Annotated in this window: 15 protein-coding genes; 3 read left to right on the forward strand and 12 right to left on the reverse strand. The window is 59.4% G+C overall.

Features of this window, described 5'->3' with window-relative positions; genetic code table 11:
- Positions 1-5: 5 nt before the first annotated feature.
- From AC3ITA_RS08590 to AC3ITA_RS08610, 5 genes are all read right to left on the reverse strand, one after another.
- On the reverse strand, positions 6-995 hold the full coding sequence (locus AC3ITA_RS08590; RefSeq protein WP_095945208.1) for an ABC transporter ATP-binding protein: 990 nt from the start codon (positions 993-995) through the stop codon (positions 6-8).
- Positions 992-1,792, reverse strand: a complete 801-nt coding sequence (locus AC3ITA_RS08595) for an ABC transporter permease (protein WP_095945209.1) — start codon at positions 1,790-1,792, stop codon at positions 992-994. Before AC3ITA_RS08595 ends, AC3ITA_RS08590 begins: the two co-directional genes overlap by 4 nt.
- Entirely contained in the window at positions 1,779-2,615 is an 837-nt protein-coding gene (locus AC3ITA_RS08600) for an ABC transporter permease (protein WP_172435381.1), read from the reverse strand. The genes AC3ITA_RS08595 and AC3ITA_RS08600 overlap by 14 nt, the downstream gene beginning before the upstream one ends.
- Before the next feature lie 5 nt (positions 2,616-2,620).
- Positions 2,621-3,427 carry an alkaline phosphatase family protein gene (locus tag AC3ITA_RS08605; RefSeq protein WP_095945211.1) on the reverse strand — a complete coding sequence of 269 codons (807 nt, stop codon included), beginning with the start codon at positions 3,425-3,427 and terminating at the stop codon, positions 2,621-2,623.
- A 179-nt stretch (positions 3,428-3,606) separates the two neighbouring features.
- Positions 3,607-4,671, reverse strand: a complete 1,065-nt coding sequence (locus tag AC3ITA_RS08610; RefSeq protein ID WP_095945212.1) for an ABC transporter substrate-binding protein — start codon at positions 4,669-4,671, stop codon at positions 3,607-3,609.
- Between the two features lie 363 nt (positions 4,672-5,034).
- Between AC3ITA_RS08610 and AC3ITA_RS08615 the strand changes: the two genes are divergently transcribed.
- Complete coding sequence (locus AC3ITA_RS08615) at positions 5,035-5,748, forward strand: UTRA domain-containing protein (RefSeq protein WP_095945213.1); 714 nt, start codon at positions 5,035-5,037, stop codon at positions 5,746-5,748.
- A 183-nt stretch (positions 5,749-5,931) separates the two neighbouring features.
- Complete coding sequence (locus AC3ITA_RS08620) at positions 5,932-6,480, forward strand: hypothetical protein (protein ID WP_095945214.1); 549 nt, start codon at positions 5,932-5,934, stop codon at positions 6,478-6,480.
- Between the two features lie 82 nt (positions 6,481-6,562).
- Here the strand turns inward: AC3ITA_RS08620 and AC3ITA_RS08625 are convergent, their stop codons facing one another.
- The 7 genes from AC3ITA_RS08625 to minC form a co-directional block, all read right to left on the reverse strand.
- Entirely contained in the window at positions 6,563-8,668 is a 2,106-nt protein-coding gene (locus AC3ITA_RS08625; protein ID WP_489280008.1) for a mechanosensitive ion channel domain-containing protein, read from the reverse strand.
- 126 nt (positions 8,669-8,794) lie between these two features.
- A complete protein-coding gene (locus AC3ITA_RS08630) occupies positions 8,795-8,971 on the reverse strand; it encodes a hypothetical protein (RefSeq protein ID WP_172435382.1) in 177 nt (58 codons plus the stop codon).
- A gap of 171 nt (positions 8,972-9,142) precedes the next feature.
- Positions 9,143-10,432 carry a M18 family aminopeptidase gene (locus AC3ITA_RS08635; protein WP_095945216.1) on the reverse strand — a complete coding sequence of 430 codons (1,290 nt, stop codon included), beginning with the start codon at positions 10,430-10,432 and terminating at the stop codon, positions 9,143-9,145.
- A 213-nt stretch (positions 10,433-10,645) separates the two neighbouring features.
- The gene (locus AC3ITA_RS08640) at positions 10,646-11,281 is read right to left on the reverse strand and encodes an RluA family pseudouridine synthase (protein ID WP_046037585.1); all 636 of its coding nucleotides are present in this window, start codon (positions 11,279-11,281) and stop codon (positions 10,646-10,648) included.
- A gap of 141 nt (positions 11,282-11,422) precedes the next feature.
- Positions 11,423-11,677 carry a cell division topological specificity factor MinE gene (gene minE, locus AC3ITA_RS08645; protein ID WP_007974947.1) on the reverse strand — a complete coding sequence of 85 codons (255 nt, stop codon included), beginning with the start codon at positions 11,675-11,677 and terminating at the stop codon, positions 11,423-11,425.
- A gap of 3 nt (positions 11,678-11,680) precedes the next feature.
- A complete protein-coding gene (gene minD / locus AC3ITA_RS08650) occupies positions 11,681-12,493 on the reverse strand; it encodes a septum site-determining protein MinD (RefSeq protein ID WP_007974946.1) in 813 nt (270 codons plus the stop codon).
- 202 nt (positions 12,494-12,695) lie between these two features.
- Positions 12,696-13,433: a septum site-determining protein MinC gene (minC, locus tag AC3ITA_RS08655; protein WP_095945248.1), complete on the reverse strand. Its 738-nt coding sequence runs from the start codon at positions 13,431-13,433 to the stop codon at positions 12,696-12,698.
- A 118-nt stretch (positions 13,434-13,551) separates the two neighbouring features.
- Between minC and AC3ITA_RS08660 the strand changes: the two genes are divergently transcribed.
- The gene (locus tag AC3ITA_RS08660) at positions 13,552-14,484 is read left to right on the forward strand and encodes a lipid A biosynthesis lauroyl acyltransferase (protein WP_095945217.1); all 933 of its coding nucleotides are present in this window, start codon (positions 13,552-13,554) and stop codon (positions 14,482-14,484) included.
- Positions 14,485-14,628: the final 144 nt, after the last annotated feature.

The raw sequence follows: 14,628 nt of genomic DNA on the forward strand, positions 1-14,628 counted from the left end.
AGGCATCAGGCTACCTCACACAGGGCCGTCGGATCGATGGAAAGCGCCAGGCGCTGACCATCGGGATGCAGGTCGGCCGCCGAGCGGTTCAGCACATCCACCACCAATTCCACGCCCCGGGCTTCGACCCGGTAGCGAATCACATTGCCCAGCAGGCTGTGGCTGCGTATCTGTGCGTCCAGTTCGCCGTCAAGGCTCAGTTCGATGGCTTCCGGGCGAATGGCGATGCGCTTGCTGATCGGTCGCTGCAGCAGCTTCGAAGCGCTGTCGGCATCCAGCAGGTTGTAGTTGCCGATGAAACCGGCTGCGAACACATCCACCGGTGCGGTGTAGAGGGTTTCGGCGTCGCCGCTCTGTACGATCTTTCCCTGATTCATCAGGAAAATCCGGTCAGACATGGTCAGGGCTTCTTCCTGATCGTGTGTGACGAAAATCGTGGTCAGGCCCAGTTCACGCTGGATCTGACGAATCTGTTCACGCAGGTGTTTGCGAATCCGCGCGTCCAGGGCCGACAGCGGCTCATCCAGCAGCAACAGGCGTGGCCGGGTCACCAGGGAGCGGGCGAGGGCAACGCGCTGGCACTGGCCCCCCGAGAGCTGATGCGGGTAACGCGCGGCAAAGTCATTGAGCTCCACCAGTTTGAGTACTTCGGCGACACGTTTGCGGCTGTCGTCGGCATTGACCTTTTGCATGCGCAGGCCGAAGGCGACGTTCTGTTCCACGGTCATGTTGGGAAACAGCGCATAGCTCTGGAATACCATGCCGATCCCGCGTTTCTGCGGACTCAGGGGCACGATGTCCTGGCCGTCGAGCAGGATCTTGCCGCCATCCACCGAAGTCAGTCCGGCGATGCAGCGCAGCAGCGTGGATTTGCCGCAACCGGACGGGCCGAGCAGGGTGACGAACTCACCTTTCTGGATTTCGCAATTGATGTCGCTGAACACCGTGGTGCCCGCGAAGCTTTTCTGAAGATGTTGGACGCTGACATAGCTCATTCGCTTTTGTCCCTGTTCAAGATATTGGCAATCCAGGTCAGAACCAGCACAAAGAAGAAGTAGGAGATCACCAGCGCACTGGTGAAATGGCCGCTGCTGTTGCGCATGTTGTTGAGGTAGACCTGCAGGGTTTCGTAGCGGGTACCGACCAGAATGTTGGCGAACACGAACTCACCGAACAGGAACGAGAACGACAGCAGCAACGCCACCATCAGGCCCTTGCGCAGGTTCGGCAGCACCACCAGGAGGGCTGCCTGGAAGGTGCTGGCGCCGAGCAACTGGGCGGCGTCCATCAGGTCGCGCAGGTTGATCGCTTGCAGGTTGTTGGTGATCGCCCGGTACATGAACGGCAGCGCCACGGTGAAGTAGCAACCGATCAGGATCCACGGCGTCCCGACCATGGCGAACGGTCCGGAACCGTAGAGCTGCAACAGCCCCACCGACGACACCACCGGCGGCACGGCGAAGGGCAGCAGGATCAGGATGTTCATCAGCGCGTCGAGTTTCGGGAAGTGGTAATGCACCACGAACAGCAACGGCAGAATCAGCACCACCGAAAGGATCAGCGAACCGACGCAGACCAGCAGCGATTGTCCGAACGCATTCAGGAAGCGCGGATCGCTCCACAGCTGGATGTACCACTTGAGGGTGAAACCGCTGGGCAGGATGGTCGCCGACCAACTACTGGCGATCGAGTAGATCAGCGTGCCGGCCAGCGGCAACAGCAGGATGGCAAACAGCAAGTACACCACGACCCGGTGGTAGACACCGGCGGGCCCCAGTTCAGCGCGTGACATGGTAGCTCCTCTTCAACAGCAACTGATGCACGATGGTCACCAGGGTCATCAAGGCCACCAGCACCACGGCCAGGGCGCTGGCCAGGTTCGGGTCCAGGGAAATGTCACCGGACACCATTGCCGCGATGCGAATCGGCAGCACGTTGAAGTTACCGGTGGTCAAGGCGTACACCGTGGCGTAGGCCCCGAGGGCGTTGGCCAGCAGGATCACGAAGGTGCCCAGCAGTGCTGGCGTCAATACCGGCAAGCCGATGTGCCGCCAGAATTGCCAGCCGCTCGCGCCGAGCAGTGAAGCAGACTCGCGCCAGTCTTCGCGCAGCGCATCGAAGGCCGGGTACAGCAACAGCACGCCGAGGGGAATCTGGAAGTAGGTGTAGAGAATGATCAGTCCGGTTTTCGAGTACAGGTTGAAGTCCTGAATGATGCCGGCCTGCTTGAGCATGATGGTGAAGCTGCCGTTGAAGCCGAGCAGAATGATGAACGCGAAGGCCAGGGGCACACCGGCGAAGTTGCTGGTCATGTTGGCGAAGGCGTTGACGAAGTTGCGCAGTTTCGAATCGACCCGGCGCAGTGAGTAGGCGCCCAGAATTGCGATGACGATCCCGAACACGCTGGACCAGAAGCTGATCTCAAGGCTGTACTGGATGGCCTGCAGGTAAAACTTCGAGCTGAAGATCTTGCTGAAGTTGGCCAGGCCCCAGCCGAATTCTTCCGATTGCAGGCTGTTGATCATCACCCAGGTCAGCGGTGCGATCTCGAACACGATGAAGAACAGCGCGAACGGGACCAGGCATAAGGCTGCCAGCCATTTACTGCGTGTCATGGCATTCACTTCAACAGCTCCCGGCAGACCGGTTTGTCGTGGGGCACGCCGAGCAACTGGCAGACGGTGCCGCAGATCTCGGTCTGTTTCGGCGCGGCACCGGCGTCGAAGCTGAACGCGTCACCGAGAACGAACAGCGGCACCTCACGTTCTTCCGGCAGCAGGCCGTTGTGGGAGCGGTCGTTGTTCATGCCGTGGTCGGCGGTGACCAGCACCTGGTAACCGGCATCGAGCCAGCCTTGCAGGTAGTCGGCCAGGATGATGTCGGCCGAGCGGGCACTGTTGCGGTACTGCGGGGTGTCGAGGCCGTGCTTGTGCCCGGCGTCGTCGATGTTCATCGGGTGGATCAACAGGAAGTTCGGCGTGTGGCGCAGGCGCAGGTTTTCGGCGTCGGCGAACAGGTGCGAGTCCGGGTAGTGATCGTTCCAGTAGAAATGCCCGTGCTGGATCGGCAGTTTCGGGTCATCGGTATGACGGTCCCGGGCCGCCACGAAGGGCGAACGGTTGTACAGCTCACTGACCCAGTGATAGGCCGCCGCTGCAGTGACAAGGCCTGCGTCAGTGGCGTAGTGATAGATGCTGCGCTGGTTGGACAGGCGCGAGACGTTGTTGTGGACGATACCGCTGTCGATCGGCGCGACGCCGGTCAGGATGCATTCGTACAGCGGTCGGGACAGGGCAGGCAACTCGCACTCCAGTTTGTAGAGTGCGGCGCGTCCGGCGCCGACGTAAGCCTGCAGGTGCCCCATGGCGTGGCGGGCGACCTCGTAGTTGAGGCCGTCGAGCACGACAAGGATGACGTTGTGCTTCATAGGGGCAAAAACTCCGTGGAACAGGAATTCGGAATTCACTCGGTCCACTGTGGGAGCGAGCCTGCTCGCGATGAGGGACTACCATTCAACATCCATGTTGAATGTCTAATCGCTATCGCGAGCAAGCTCGTTCCCACAGGGATTCTCATTGGCCCATCAAAAAATGGTGGGCCACAGGGTTATTGCATATTGATGATGACTTCTTCCTGCCACTTCTGAGGAAGGGCCTTGGAGGTCTTTTCCCAGGCGTCCGCGTCTTTGATCGGCGTGACCTTCTTGTACTGCTCGTTCGGCAGCAGCTTGGCCTTCACGTCTTCCGGCAGTGTGATGTGCTCGGCACGGATCGGACGGGCGTTGCCTTTGGCCAGGTTGATCTGGCCGGCGTCGCTGAAGATGTATTCGCGGGTCAGCTTGGCGGCGTTCGGGTTTTTCGCGTACTTGTTGATGATGGTGGTGTAGCCGGATATCACCGAGCCGTCGGACGGAATCAGCACCACGTAGTCATCCGGATTGGCCATCTTGGCCTTGTAGCTCAGGCCGTTGAAGTCCCAGACCACGCCGACTTCGATTTCGCCTTTTTCCATGGCACCAATGACCGGGTTGGACATTGACAGGCGACCCTGCTTGGCGATGTCGGCGAACAGATCCAGGGCAGGCTTGAGGTTTTTCTCGTCGCCACCATTGGCCAGTGCCGCCGCCAGAACGCCGTTCGCAGCCTGGGCAGCAGTGCTCACGTCACCGATGGAAACCTTGTACTTGCCGGTCTTGAGGTCTGCCCACTTGGTTGGCACTTCGGAACCGTGCAGCAATTTCTTGTTGACGACGAAAGCGATGGTGCCGGTGTAAGCCAGTGCCCAGTTGCCGTCCTTGTCCTTGGCCCAGGCTGGAATTTGATCCCAGGTCGAAGGCTTGTAAGGCTGGACCACGCCTTGCTTGACCGCGATCGGGCCGAACGCTGCACCGACGTCGCCGATGTCGGCGCTGGCGTTGTCTTTTTCCGCGGCGAACTTGGCGATTTCCTGGGCCGAACTCATGTCGGTGTCGATGTGCTTGAGGCCGTACTTGTCGCTCAGGTCTTTCCAGGTGCCGGCCCAGTTGGCCCAGTCATTGGGCATGCCGACGCTGTTGACGGCGCCTTCCGCTTTTGCTGCGGCTTCCAGGGTTTTCAGATCATCGGCCGCCATGGCGGCGGTGCACATTGCGATGGTCGAGCCTAACAGTGATGCCAGGAAAAACTTTTTCATTCCAAAGCTCCTTGGGTCGTGTTCAACGCTGCGATTGCGGTTCGTGTTGGTCTAGGTCAGCAATACCTGAGCCAATTTAAGGGGGCTGGATGACACTTTGATGTCGCTCGTCGCCCGGAATGACTTTTTGCTCAGCGGTATAGCGACTGGCCTGCTAAGCGTAGACCATGGTCAAGGCCCCGGAAGGCAAGGGACTTGGCCGATGAATTGCAGGTTGTTGAGGGCAGAGGATGGCGACCGTTGGGCAGCTTTGTCACATCGCGGTCATCTGCACTGCCTACGCTTGCAGACTATTGAATGAGCCGGTTTACGCTGTGGTTCTGCCCTGAAATGGTGCTGGTCTAGTCCAGAAAGGAAACATTGATGCGTGAAGAGGCAACAAAAACGGTAACAGCCATCGGCCAGGTGCTTCAGGAGCAGATCGACCACGGACTGTTGACTCCCGGCAGCAAATTGCCGGCCGAGCGCAAGCTCAGTGAATTGTTCGGCACCACGCGGATCACCTTGCGTGAAGCGTTGTTGCAGTTGGAGTCACAGGGTCAGATTTATCGCGAGGAGCGTCGCGGCTGGTTCGTCTCGCCGCCACGCCTGGCCTACAACCTCATGCAGCGCAGCCACTTTCACGCGATGGTCAGCGCCCAGGGGCGGGTGCCATCCACCGAGGTGATTTCGGCGCGATTGCAACCGGCCTCGGCGGCGGTGTGTGCCTGGCTGCAATTGCCGGCGCTGTCGAGCGTGATTCAGATCTGCCGCTCACGGCGGATCGACGGGCGACTGGTGTTGTATGTGGAGCACTATCTGAACCCGCAGTACTTTCCCGGGATCCTCGATTTCGATTTGAATCAGTCGATCACCGAGTTGTATGCGCGGCATTACGACTTGCACTACGGACGGGTGCGCTTCGAGATTGTGCCCACGGCGTTGTCGGTGGATGCGGCAGCGGCATTGAAGGTATCGGTGGGCAGTCCGGGCCTGCGGATTGCCCGGGTCAACTATGACCAGCATGAACGCCTGATCGACTGCGATCTGGAGTTCTGGCGACATGATGCGATTCATGTCGGTGTGGATGTGGTTTGATTCTGCTTCAGTTGTTCGTGAAGTAAGCGTGAGCTAAGGCGCGGCAAGTGCGTGTTTGATCTGATGGTTAAATATTGATATTAATTAATGCGCTGTTTTGCTGTTTTTGTTTGTGTTTTCTGAGTAGGTTTAGGGGCGCCGCTACACAGGCGGTATTGGAGCTATTTATATAAGGATATTGTTATGACAGCATCGACTTTTTCATTTTCTGCCACCCTGCATATTTCCGGGTACCCGGTCAGGGTGCTGGAAAATGGAAGTATAGGAACGCAATGGAACGGTGGCGAACCAACACTGTTTTATTTTAATTTTGTAGGTAGTTACTGCAGTATCTATGTGGCTGGGGAGCAGGCTGCCTGCGTAAGTTGCGATGAGAGAGGGTATCTGGTGCTACGCGCTCAGCCGACAATTTTTCATCTGCAAGATACCGAGACGGGCTCAATGGAGTGGAGTGGTGTTGCCGCTGGGAGCGCTTTGATTAATCTGTCTACAGTTTACGGTGGGCCGGTTCTGCAGTTTGGTGGGGATGATGCTTTCAATGATAGAGATACACTCTATAACTTTCTGATAGCCGCCCAGAAAGTCAAGGTAGAGACCATTCGGGACACTGTTAAATATATAGTGCCAAGCGGGGAGGATAGCTGGAAAAGTATTTCTGAAAAACAATCATACTCTCCAAAGCCAGTGTCGATTGGGCTGAGCATTAAAAATATTGGAGTACCCGGCTCTTGAAGTTGATGCCTGGCAAATCGTAATGCTCTTTAAGGTGAAATCAGGCAGCGTTGGGTTATTCCCATGCTGCCTTTTCGTTTGATTACTCTTGTGACCCTGTGCCGGCTGTCATCACCTGCACGCTCATTCGCGGCATCGCCAGATCCAGCCCAGCCTCATCCATATGCCGTTTCAGTGACAGATTGAACGCCCGCGAAACCTCCCACTGCTTGATCGGCGCCGTCTTGAAGCGGGCGCGCAGGATTGCATTGCCCGACTCGAAACTTTCTACCCCCTGGAACTCCAGCGGCGACCAGATATTGCGCCGCTGCAACGGATCGGTGCGCATTTTCTGGCCGACTTCGCGCATCAGTTTGATGGCGTTGTCGATGTCCATGTTGGCCGGCACCGCGACCCGGAAGATCGCGTAGCCGAATTCCCGGGAGTAGTTCTTGATGCTTTTGATTTCACTGAACGGAATGGTGTGGACGATGCCGTCGATGTCCCGCAGACGCACGGTGCGGATGGTCAGGCCTTCGACCGTGCCAAGATGGCCGCCGACATCCACGTAGTCGTCGATGGCCAGGGAGTCTTCGATGATGATGAACAACCCGGTAATCAGGTCGGCTACCAGCGACTGCGCACCAAAACCGATGGCCAGACCGATCACGCCGGCACCGGCCAGCAGGGGCGTGACATTCATGCCCATGTTCGCCAGGGCGACAATCAGCGCGATGATAAAAATCGCTATGAACAGCACGTTGCGAATCAGCGGCATCATTGTCTGTGCGCGGGCGTTGGCCAGGCCTTTGCGCGAGCGGGTCAGCGCGTGATGCACCGCGGTATCGCTGAGAATCCAGATCAGCCAGGCGAACAGCAATGTGCCGGCGAGGCTGAACAGTTTGACACTGACTTCGTGGCCGTCGCCTTCGGTAAAGCGGATCAACGACATGCCCCAGACCCGCAGGCCAAGTTCGATGAAGGCCAGCCACACCAACAGGTGAACGATGGTGTAGAAGAAGTTTTTCAGCCGTTCCGAATACACGGCGTAGCGCCGGATACCGCCTTGGGGTTTGAGGCCTTGGCGGCGTACCAGTCCGTTGATGACCATGCACAGTACCAGCAAGACGGTGCAGATCAGCGACTGGCGCAGGGCGGTGCTGGTGTCGCCGGCGGAAATGAACGTTGCGAACAGGGAGATGGCCACCAGCACCAGCGCCGGCACGTACCAGAAGGTGCCGAGAATCGACAGGGTGTCGTTGAGCGCGCGGCGAGTCAGGCGCCGGGACAACGGCTGGTTGCGGATCAGGTGGGCGATCGGCCGGCGGAAACGCAGGATGAAGCGCCCCGTGGAGAGCGCTGCCAGGACATTGGCAACTGTTGCGGCGGTGTGGGCCAGATGGCTGCCGAGGCTGTTGACCAGTTGCGGATCGCTCAGTGCTTCGCCAAACGCGGCAAAGCTGCCGATCAGCCACAGCGGTCGAAACGCCTGGTGCCGCAGGATGTACAAGGCGCGGTGGCGGTGTGGGCCGTCGAGCAGGGAAAAGGCAATCACGCAGATGGCGGAGAAGCAGGTGCCGACCACCAGTGCATAGGCCAGCACCATCGCCAGGCTCTTGCCCAGGGACGAGGGCAGGGCGTAGCTCATGTAAACCGTGATCACCAGGGCGATCAGCCATGGCCCGAGTTTGCGCAGGGCAAAACGCAGCATGTCCAGGGCCCGGGGGTGTTGCGGCAGTTCTTCGGTCAGGCCGAAACGCATCCGCACGCGGTGGCTGATCCAGATCAGGGCGGCGGCCAGCAGGCTCCAGACCATCAGGATCATGGCGAAGGCGAACAGCATGGGCAGCCATTCATTGGCCGGCAGCGCCAGCGCCGCCAGTTCTTCCCTGGCCTGATCGAACTCACTGGACCAGCGCGTGAGCGGACTGTCGTCGCCGGTAAATTTCTTCTCGATAGTGGTCAGGGTTCCGCCAATCAGGCCCAGCACGCCTTCTTCGGTAATCGGCTGGGCCTGTTTGGTGGTGTCGCGGAGCTTTTTCAGGTCGGCCAGCAGCTTGCTGCGTTGCTGGTCGTTTTCCAGCGACTTGATCACTTCGTCCAGGGATTGCCCCAGCGGTTCCTGTGCTTCGGGCTGGGCCTTGGCCTGGTTGTTGAGCAGGCCCGGCAGGCCGGCCGCCTGGGCCGGCGCGACTGACAGCAGCGTCATCAGGCAGACAAGGACAATACACGGGAGGGCAGAAAGACGAGCGAACACTAGGCGGTCAACCTCGCAGGGAGCGGATCGACCGAGTGTACGAGCCCGTCAAAATCAATGCGAGCCAAGGGTGATGAATTATTCGTTGAGTTTGGCGAGGATCTTGATCACCACGGTCGCGAGAATGGTCAGCATGCCGATCCACATGGCAAACACGCCGGCATTTTTATCGCGAAAGTTGAAACCGATGGCCAGCAGGAGCATCCCGGCAAGAATCGGAATCAACATGGCGTGGAAGGTAGACATCGAAATCATGGAGACAGCCTTGTCGAAGGGATACTTGAAGTCTAGGCCGCTTTTGATGCGGCTGGTGTGATGTGTGCAGGAACGAGCTTGCTCGCGATGGGCGTGAACGATGATGGGGACTGCCTGAATGAGCGCGGCGCCCTGACGTTCTTCGCGAGCAAGCTCGCTCCTACAGGGTTGTTACGGCAACTCGCGGCAGGCGTAGAACGCGCTCAGCACTTTGATCAGATGCGCCAGGTCGTGGCTGCCGCACAGTTCGCGGATCGAGTGCATGGCGAACGTCGGCAGGCCGATGTCCACGGTGCGCACACCCAGGTGGCTGGCGGTGATCGGGCCGATGGTCGAACCACAGCCCATGTCGCTGCGCACCACGAAGCTTTGCACCGGTACTTCTTCAGCCATGCACAGGTGACGGAAGAACCCGGCGGTTTCGCTGTTGGTGGCGTAGCGCTGGTTGCTGTTGACCTTGATCACCGGGCCGGCATTGAGTTTCGGGCCGTGGTTGGCGTCGTGCTTGTCGGCGTAGTTCGGATGCACGCCGTGGGCGTTGTCAGCCGACACCAGCAGGGATTTCTGAATGGTGCGTACGAATTCATCACCTTCAGGCAGCAGGCGGCGTAAGGTTTGCTCGAGCATCGGGCCGTCGGCGCCGCAGGCCGAGCAGGAACCGACTTCTTCGTGGTCGTTGCAGACGAGCACGCAGGTTTCGTCGGTCTCGGCCGTCAGCAGCGCTTGCAGGCCGGCGTAGCACGACAGCAGGTTGTCCAGGCGTGCGCCGGCGATGAAGTCGCCATGCAGGCCAATGACCGCAGCGCTTTGGGTGTCATAAAAACTCAGCTCGTAATCGAGCACCACGTCGGCATTCAGGCCGTGTTCGCGGGCGAGCTGGTCGGTAAGCACCGCGCGGAAGTCCACGCGCTCGTCACCGGCAAATTGCGCGAGGATCGGCGGCAGTTCGGTCTGGGCGTTGATGGCCCAACCCATGTTGGCTTCACGGTTGAGGTGGATCGCCAGGTTCGGAATGATCGCGACCGGAGCCTTGAAGTCGATCAACTGGCTCTCGACCTTGCCATCACGACGGAAGGTTACGCGGCCTGCCAGAGACAGGTCACGGTCGAACCATGGTGCCAGCAGCGCGCCGCCATAGACTTCGACGCCCAGTTGCCAGAAGCCCTGGCGTTGCAGTTCCGGTTGCGGCTTGACGCGCAGGCACGGGCTGTCCGTGTGGGCGCCGACCAGACGAATGCCGCCGTGCAGCGGTGAATGGCGGCCCATCTTGATCGCGACAATCGAAGAGTCGTTGCGGGTGACGTAGTAGCGACCGTTGGCTTCGGTATTCCACGGCTCGCGCTCGTCGAGGCGTTGATAGCCTGCCGCTTCCAGACGATGGACAAGGCTGGCGGTGGCATGGAACGGGGTAGGGGAGGCCTTGAGGAAATCGATCAGGCCTTGGTTCAACTCTTCGCGCATAAGGTAGCTCCAGACAGCAGTGGCGCCAGTTTAACGTATTGGTCAGGGAATTGGCGGTGGACTGATGTTGGGGCATTCTCCGATATTGAGTCTGCCGGAGAACCCTGTGGGAGCGAGCCTGCTCGCGAAGACGGAGTGTCAATCGACATTTGCATTGTCTGACACACCGCTATCGCGAGCAGGCTCGCTCCCACATTGTCTGCAGTTGTAGCTTCAGAACGGAGCAGGGCACTCGAAGCGCAGGCGCTCGCCACTTTGCGGGTGGGTGAAGCTGAGCATGCTTGCGTGCAGGCACAATCGCGGCCAGGCCGCCAGCGCCTGTTCATGGGCATAGAGGCCGTCACCCAGCAGCGGATGGCCAATCGAGAGCATGTGTACGCGCAACTGGTGGGAGCGGCCGGTGATCGGTGTCAGCTCGACGCGGCACCAGTCGCCGCAACGTTCGAGCACGCGCCAGAAGGTCAGCGCATGTTTGCCGAACTCATGGTCGACCACGTGGCGCGGCTTGGTCGGCGGGTCGTAACGCAAGGGCAGGTCGATGCTGCCGCTGTCCAGTTCCGGCTGACCCCAGCACAGGGCGGTGTAGGCCTTTTCGGTTTCCCGGTCGTGAAACTGCCGGGACAGCTCGCGATGGGTGTCCGGGTCGCGGGCCAGCAGGATGATGCCGGACGTCTCCCAGTCCAGCCGGTGGACGATTCGCGCTTCCGGGTAGCCGTTTTCCTGCAGGCGGGTAATCAGGCAGTCCTTGTTGTCATCGGCCCGGCCAGGGACAGAGAGCAACAGGGTCGGTTTGTTCACCACCAGTACGGCGGCATCCTGATGGATGATGTGGATGTTGGACAACGGCATTAAAACAGCCTCGTAACAAACGCCAACGGCGGCTGTAGGAGCGAGTTTGCTCGCGATTGAGTGTCAGCGAAATCAATGTGGCTGACACACCATCGCGAGCAAGCTCGCTCCTACAACCGCCGTGGCTCCTGGCGGATCGACTCAGCGATCAGGCAGGGTGATATTGAGTTCCAGAATCGAGCAACTGCCCTGGCTTTCCAGTGCGACATGCACGTCATCGGACCCGATATTGACGTACTTGCGGATCACCTCGACCAGTTCCTTCTGCAAGGCCGGCAGGTAGTCCGGGGTACTGCGTTGGCCGCGTTCGTGCGCCACGATGATCTGTAGACGCTCTTTCGCTACCGACGCGGTGCTTTGCTTTTTGTTGGCACGAAAGAAGTCAAAAAGGTTCATTGCTTAGTTGCCTCCAAACAGGCGCTCGAAGAATCCCTTCTTCTGTACATCGAGGAATCGATGATCCACGGTTTTGCCCAGCAGGCGGTCAACGGTATCGCTGTAGGCCTGGCCGGCATCGCTCTGGTCGTCGAGAATCACCGGAACACCCTGGTTGGATGCCTTGAGCACCGCCTGGGATTCAGGGATCACGCCGAGCAGGGTCACCGAAAGGATTTCCTTGACGTCTTCTACGCCGAGCATTTCGCCTTTGCTCACACGTTCCGGGTGATAACGGGTAATCAGCAGGTGTTCCTTGATCGGGTCTTCGCCACGTTCGGCGCGACGGGACTTGCTCGCCAGCAGGCCGAGCATACGGTCCGAATCTCGTACCGAGGAGACTTCCGGGTTGGTCACGACGATCGCTTCATCGGCGAAGTACATGGCCAGGTGGGCGCCTTTCTCGATGCCCGCCGGGGAGTCGCAGACCACGAACTCAAAGTCTTCCTTGAGTTGCATCAGGACTTTTTCCACGCCTTCGACGGTCAGCGCGTCTTTGTCGCGGGTCTGGCTGGCGGCCAGCACGTAGAGGTTTTCCAGGCGCTTGTCTTTGATCAGGGCCTGTTGCAGGTTGGCTTCGCCGTTGACCACGTTGACGAAGTCATACACCACACGGCGCTCGCAACCCATGATCAGGTCGAGGTTACGCAAGCCCACGTCGAAGTCGACGATCACTGTTTTGTGGCCGCGCAGAGCGAGGCCGGTACCGATAGCGGCGCTGGTGGTGGTCTTACCCACACCACCCTTGCCGGATGTAACCACGAGAATCTTGGCCAAGGTGTTTCACCCCTAAGGAAAAAGGACTTTTCAGTCCCTGAAAAACATCTCCTGAAAAACTACTGCAGTCGGACAGCCTTGGCTGGAATCCGGTTTTGAGCGGCGTTTACCCCCGGTAAACACTGCTTTCGGCCTTTTTCCTACTTCGTTTGAGCCGTTTTCGCTACGTTTTAGAGATGCTTGGAAAATGCGGCAGTATCCGTTAAAGCCGAATGATGTTCAACACGTCGCCGGACAGGCTGACCTGCACACCCGAACCCCATAGAGGGTCGCGGCGCAGATCTTCGGAAACCTTGTAATGCCCGGCGATGGAAATCAGCTCAGCACTCATTTGCTGACAGAAAATCCGCGCCTTGGTGTCGCCCTTGACGCCGGCCAACACGCGACCACGCATCGGGCCGTATACATGGATGTTGCCATCGGCGAGAAGTTCCGCCCCCGGGCTGACCGAGGAGATCACCACCAGATCGCAGCCCTGGGCATAAATCTGCTGGCCGCCGCGTACCGGCGAGGTGATGATTTTCGTCGGCTTGATGGTCGGCTCGGGCGGTTTTTCCGGTTTTTTCTTCGGTTCGCCTTCGGTCAGGTCCAGTGGACGCTCCCGGGCGCCGGACGGTGGCAGCACGGGCAGGTCGACCGCGATGGCGGCGGCTATGTCTTCGATGCGGCTGGCGCGGATCGCCAGGGTACGCAGGCCATGCTGGCGGCAGACGCGCATCAGCCCTGGCAGATCGACCGCGCCTTCGCTGGCCGGGAGTTTGTCCAGGGCCAGTACCAGCGGCGCGTTGCTGAAGAAGTTGGGCGCCTGGGCAACCTTGGCGGCCAGTTGCCGATCAAGGCTTTCGAGGTCGTTACGGGCCAGTTCCAGCACCGTAATGGCCAGCATGCTGCCCTTCAACTGGAACACGGGATCTTGGTCTAGCGGTTCGGTTTGGCTCATGGTCGGCATACAACGACTTGTCACTAAAAGTGCCGAGACTTATAACGAGAACGCCCGCGGGCCGCAAGCCGGGTCGAACGATGTAGAATGCGCGGCCATTGTCATTCCGGAAGCATTAATGGACCGCCCGCGTTTTCGAAAAGCATTTCTATCTCCACGTTTCTGGCCGCTGTGGTGTGGCCTGGGGCTGTTGTGGCTGATCGTCCAGTTGCCGTATCCGGCACTGCTGTGGGTCGGCCGTGTCCTGGGCGCCTTGATGTATCGGGTCGCCGGCGACAGACGGCGCATTGCCAAGCGCAATCTGGAACTGTGTTTTCCGGAAAAAACCGCCGCCGAACGCAAACGCCTGCTCAAGGAAAACTTCGCCTCCACCGGCATCGCTTTCTTTGAAATGGCGATGAGCTGGTGGTGGTCGCGCAAGCGCCTGGCGAGTCTCGCTCATATCGAAGGGTTGGAGCATTTGCAAAAGGCCCAGCGCGAAGGCAAGGGCGTGATCCTGATGGCGTTGCACTTCACGACGCTGGAAATCGGCGCGGCGTTGCTCGGTCAGCAGCACACCATCGACGGCATGTACCGCGAGCACAAGAATCCGTTGTTCGACTACATCCAGCGCCAGGGCCGCGAGCGACACAACCTCGATTCGCTGGCGATAGAACGCGAAGACGTGCGCGGCATGCTCAAATTGCTGCGCTCGGGCCGGGCGATCTGGTACGCACCGGATCAGGACTACGGCGCCAAGCAAAGTGTTTTTGTGCCGCTGTTCGGCATTCAGGCTGCGACTGTCACCGCCACGAGCAAGTTTGCGCGGCTGGGCAAGGCGCTGGTGGTACCGTTCACCCAGGAACGTCTGGCGGACGGCAGTGGGTATCGCCTGGTGATCCATGCGCCGCTCGAAGGCTTCCCCGGCGAAACCGAAGAAGAGGACTGCATTCGCATCAACCAGTGGATCGAAAGCGTTCTGCGCGAGCATCCCGAGCAATACCTGTGGGCCCACCGCCGCTTCAAGAGCCGTCCACCGGGCGAGCCCAAGCTGTACGCCAAACGTCGTTGAACCCCGATACCCTGTAGGAGCGAGCTCGCTCGCGATGGTAGCCAACGATAACGCGGGGCACCTGACACCCCGCGGCGTTTTCATGACCATCGCGAGCAAGCTCGCTCCTACAAGGGAATAGGTCGAAACAACGAAATCCCATCA

The organism is Pseudomonas sp. GL_090, from assembly GCF_057837765.1.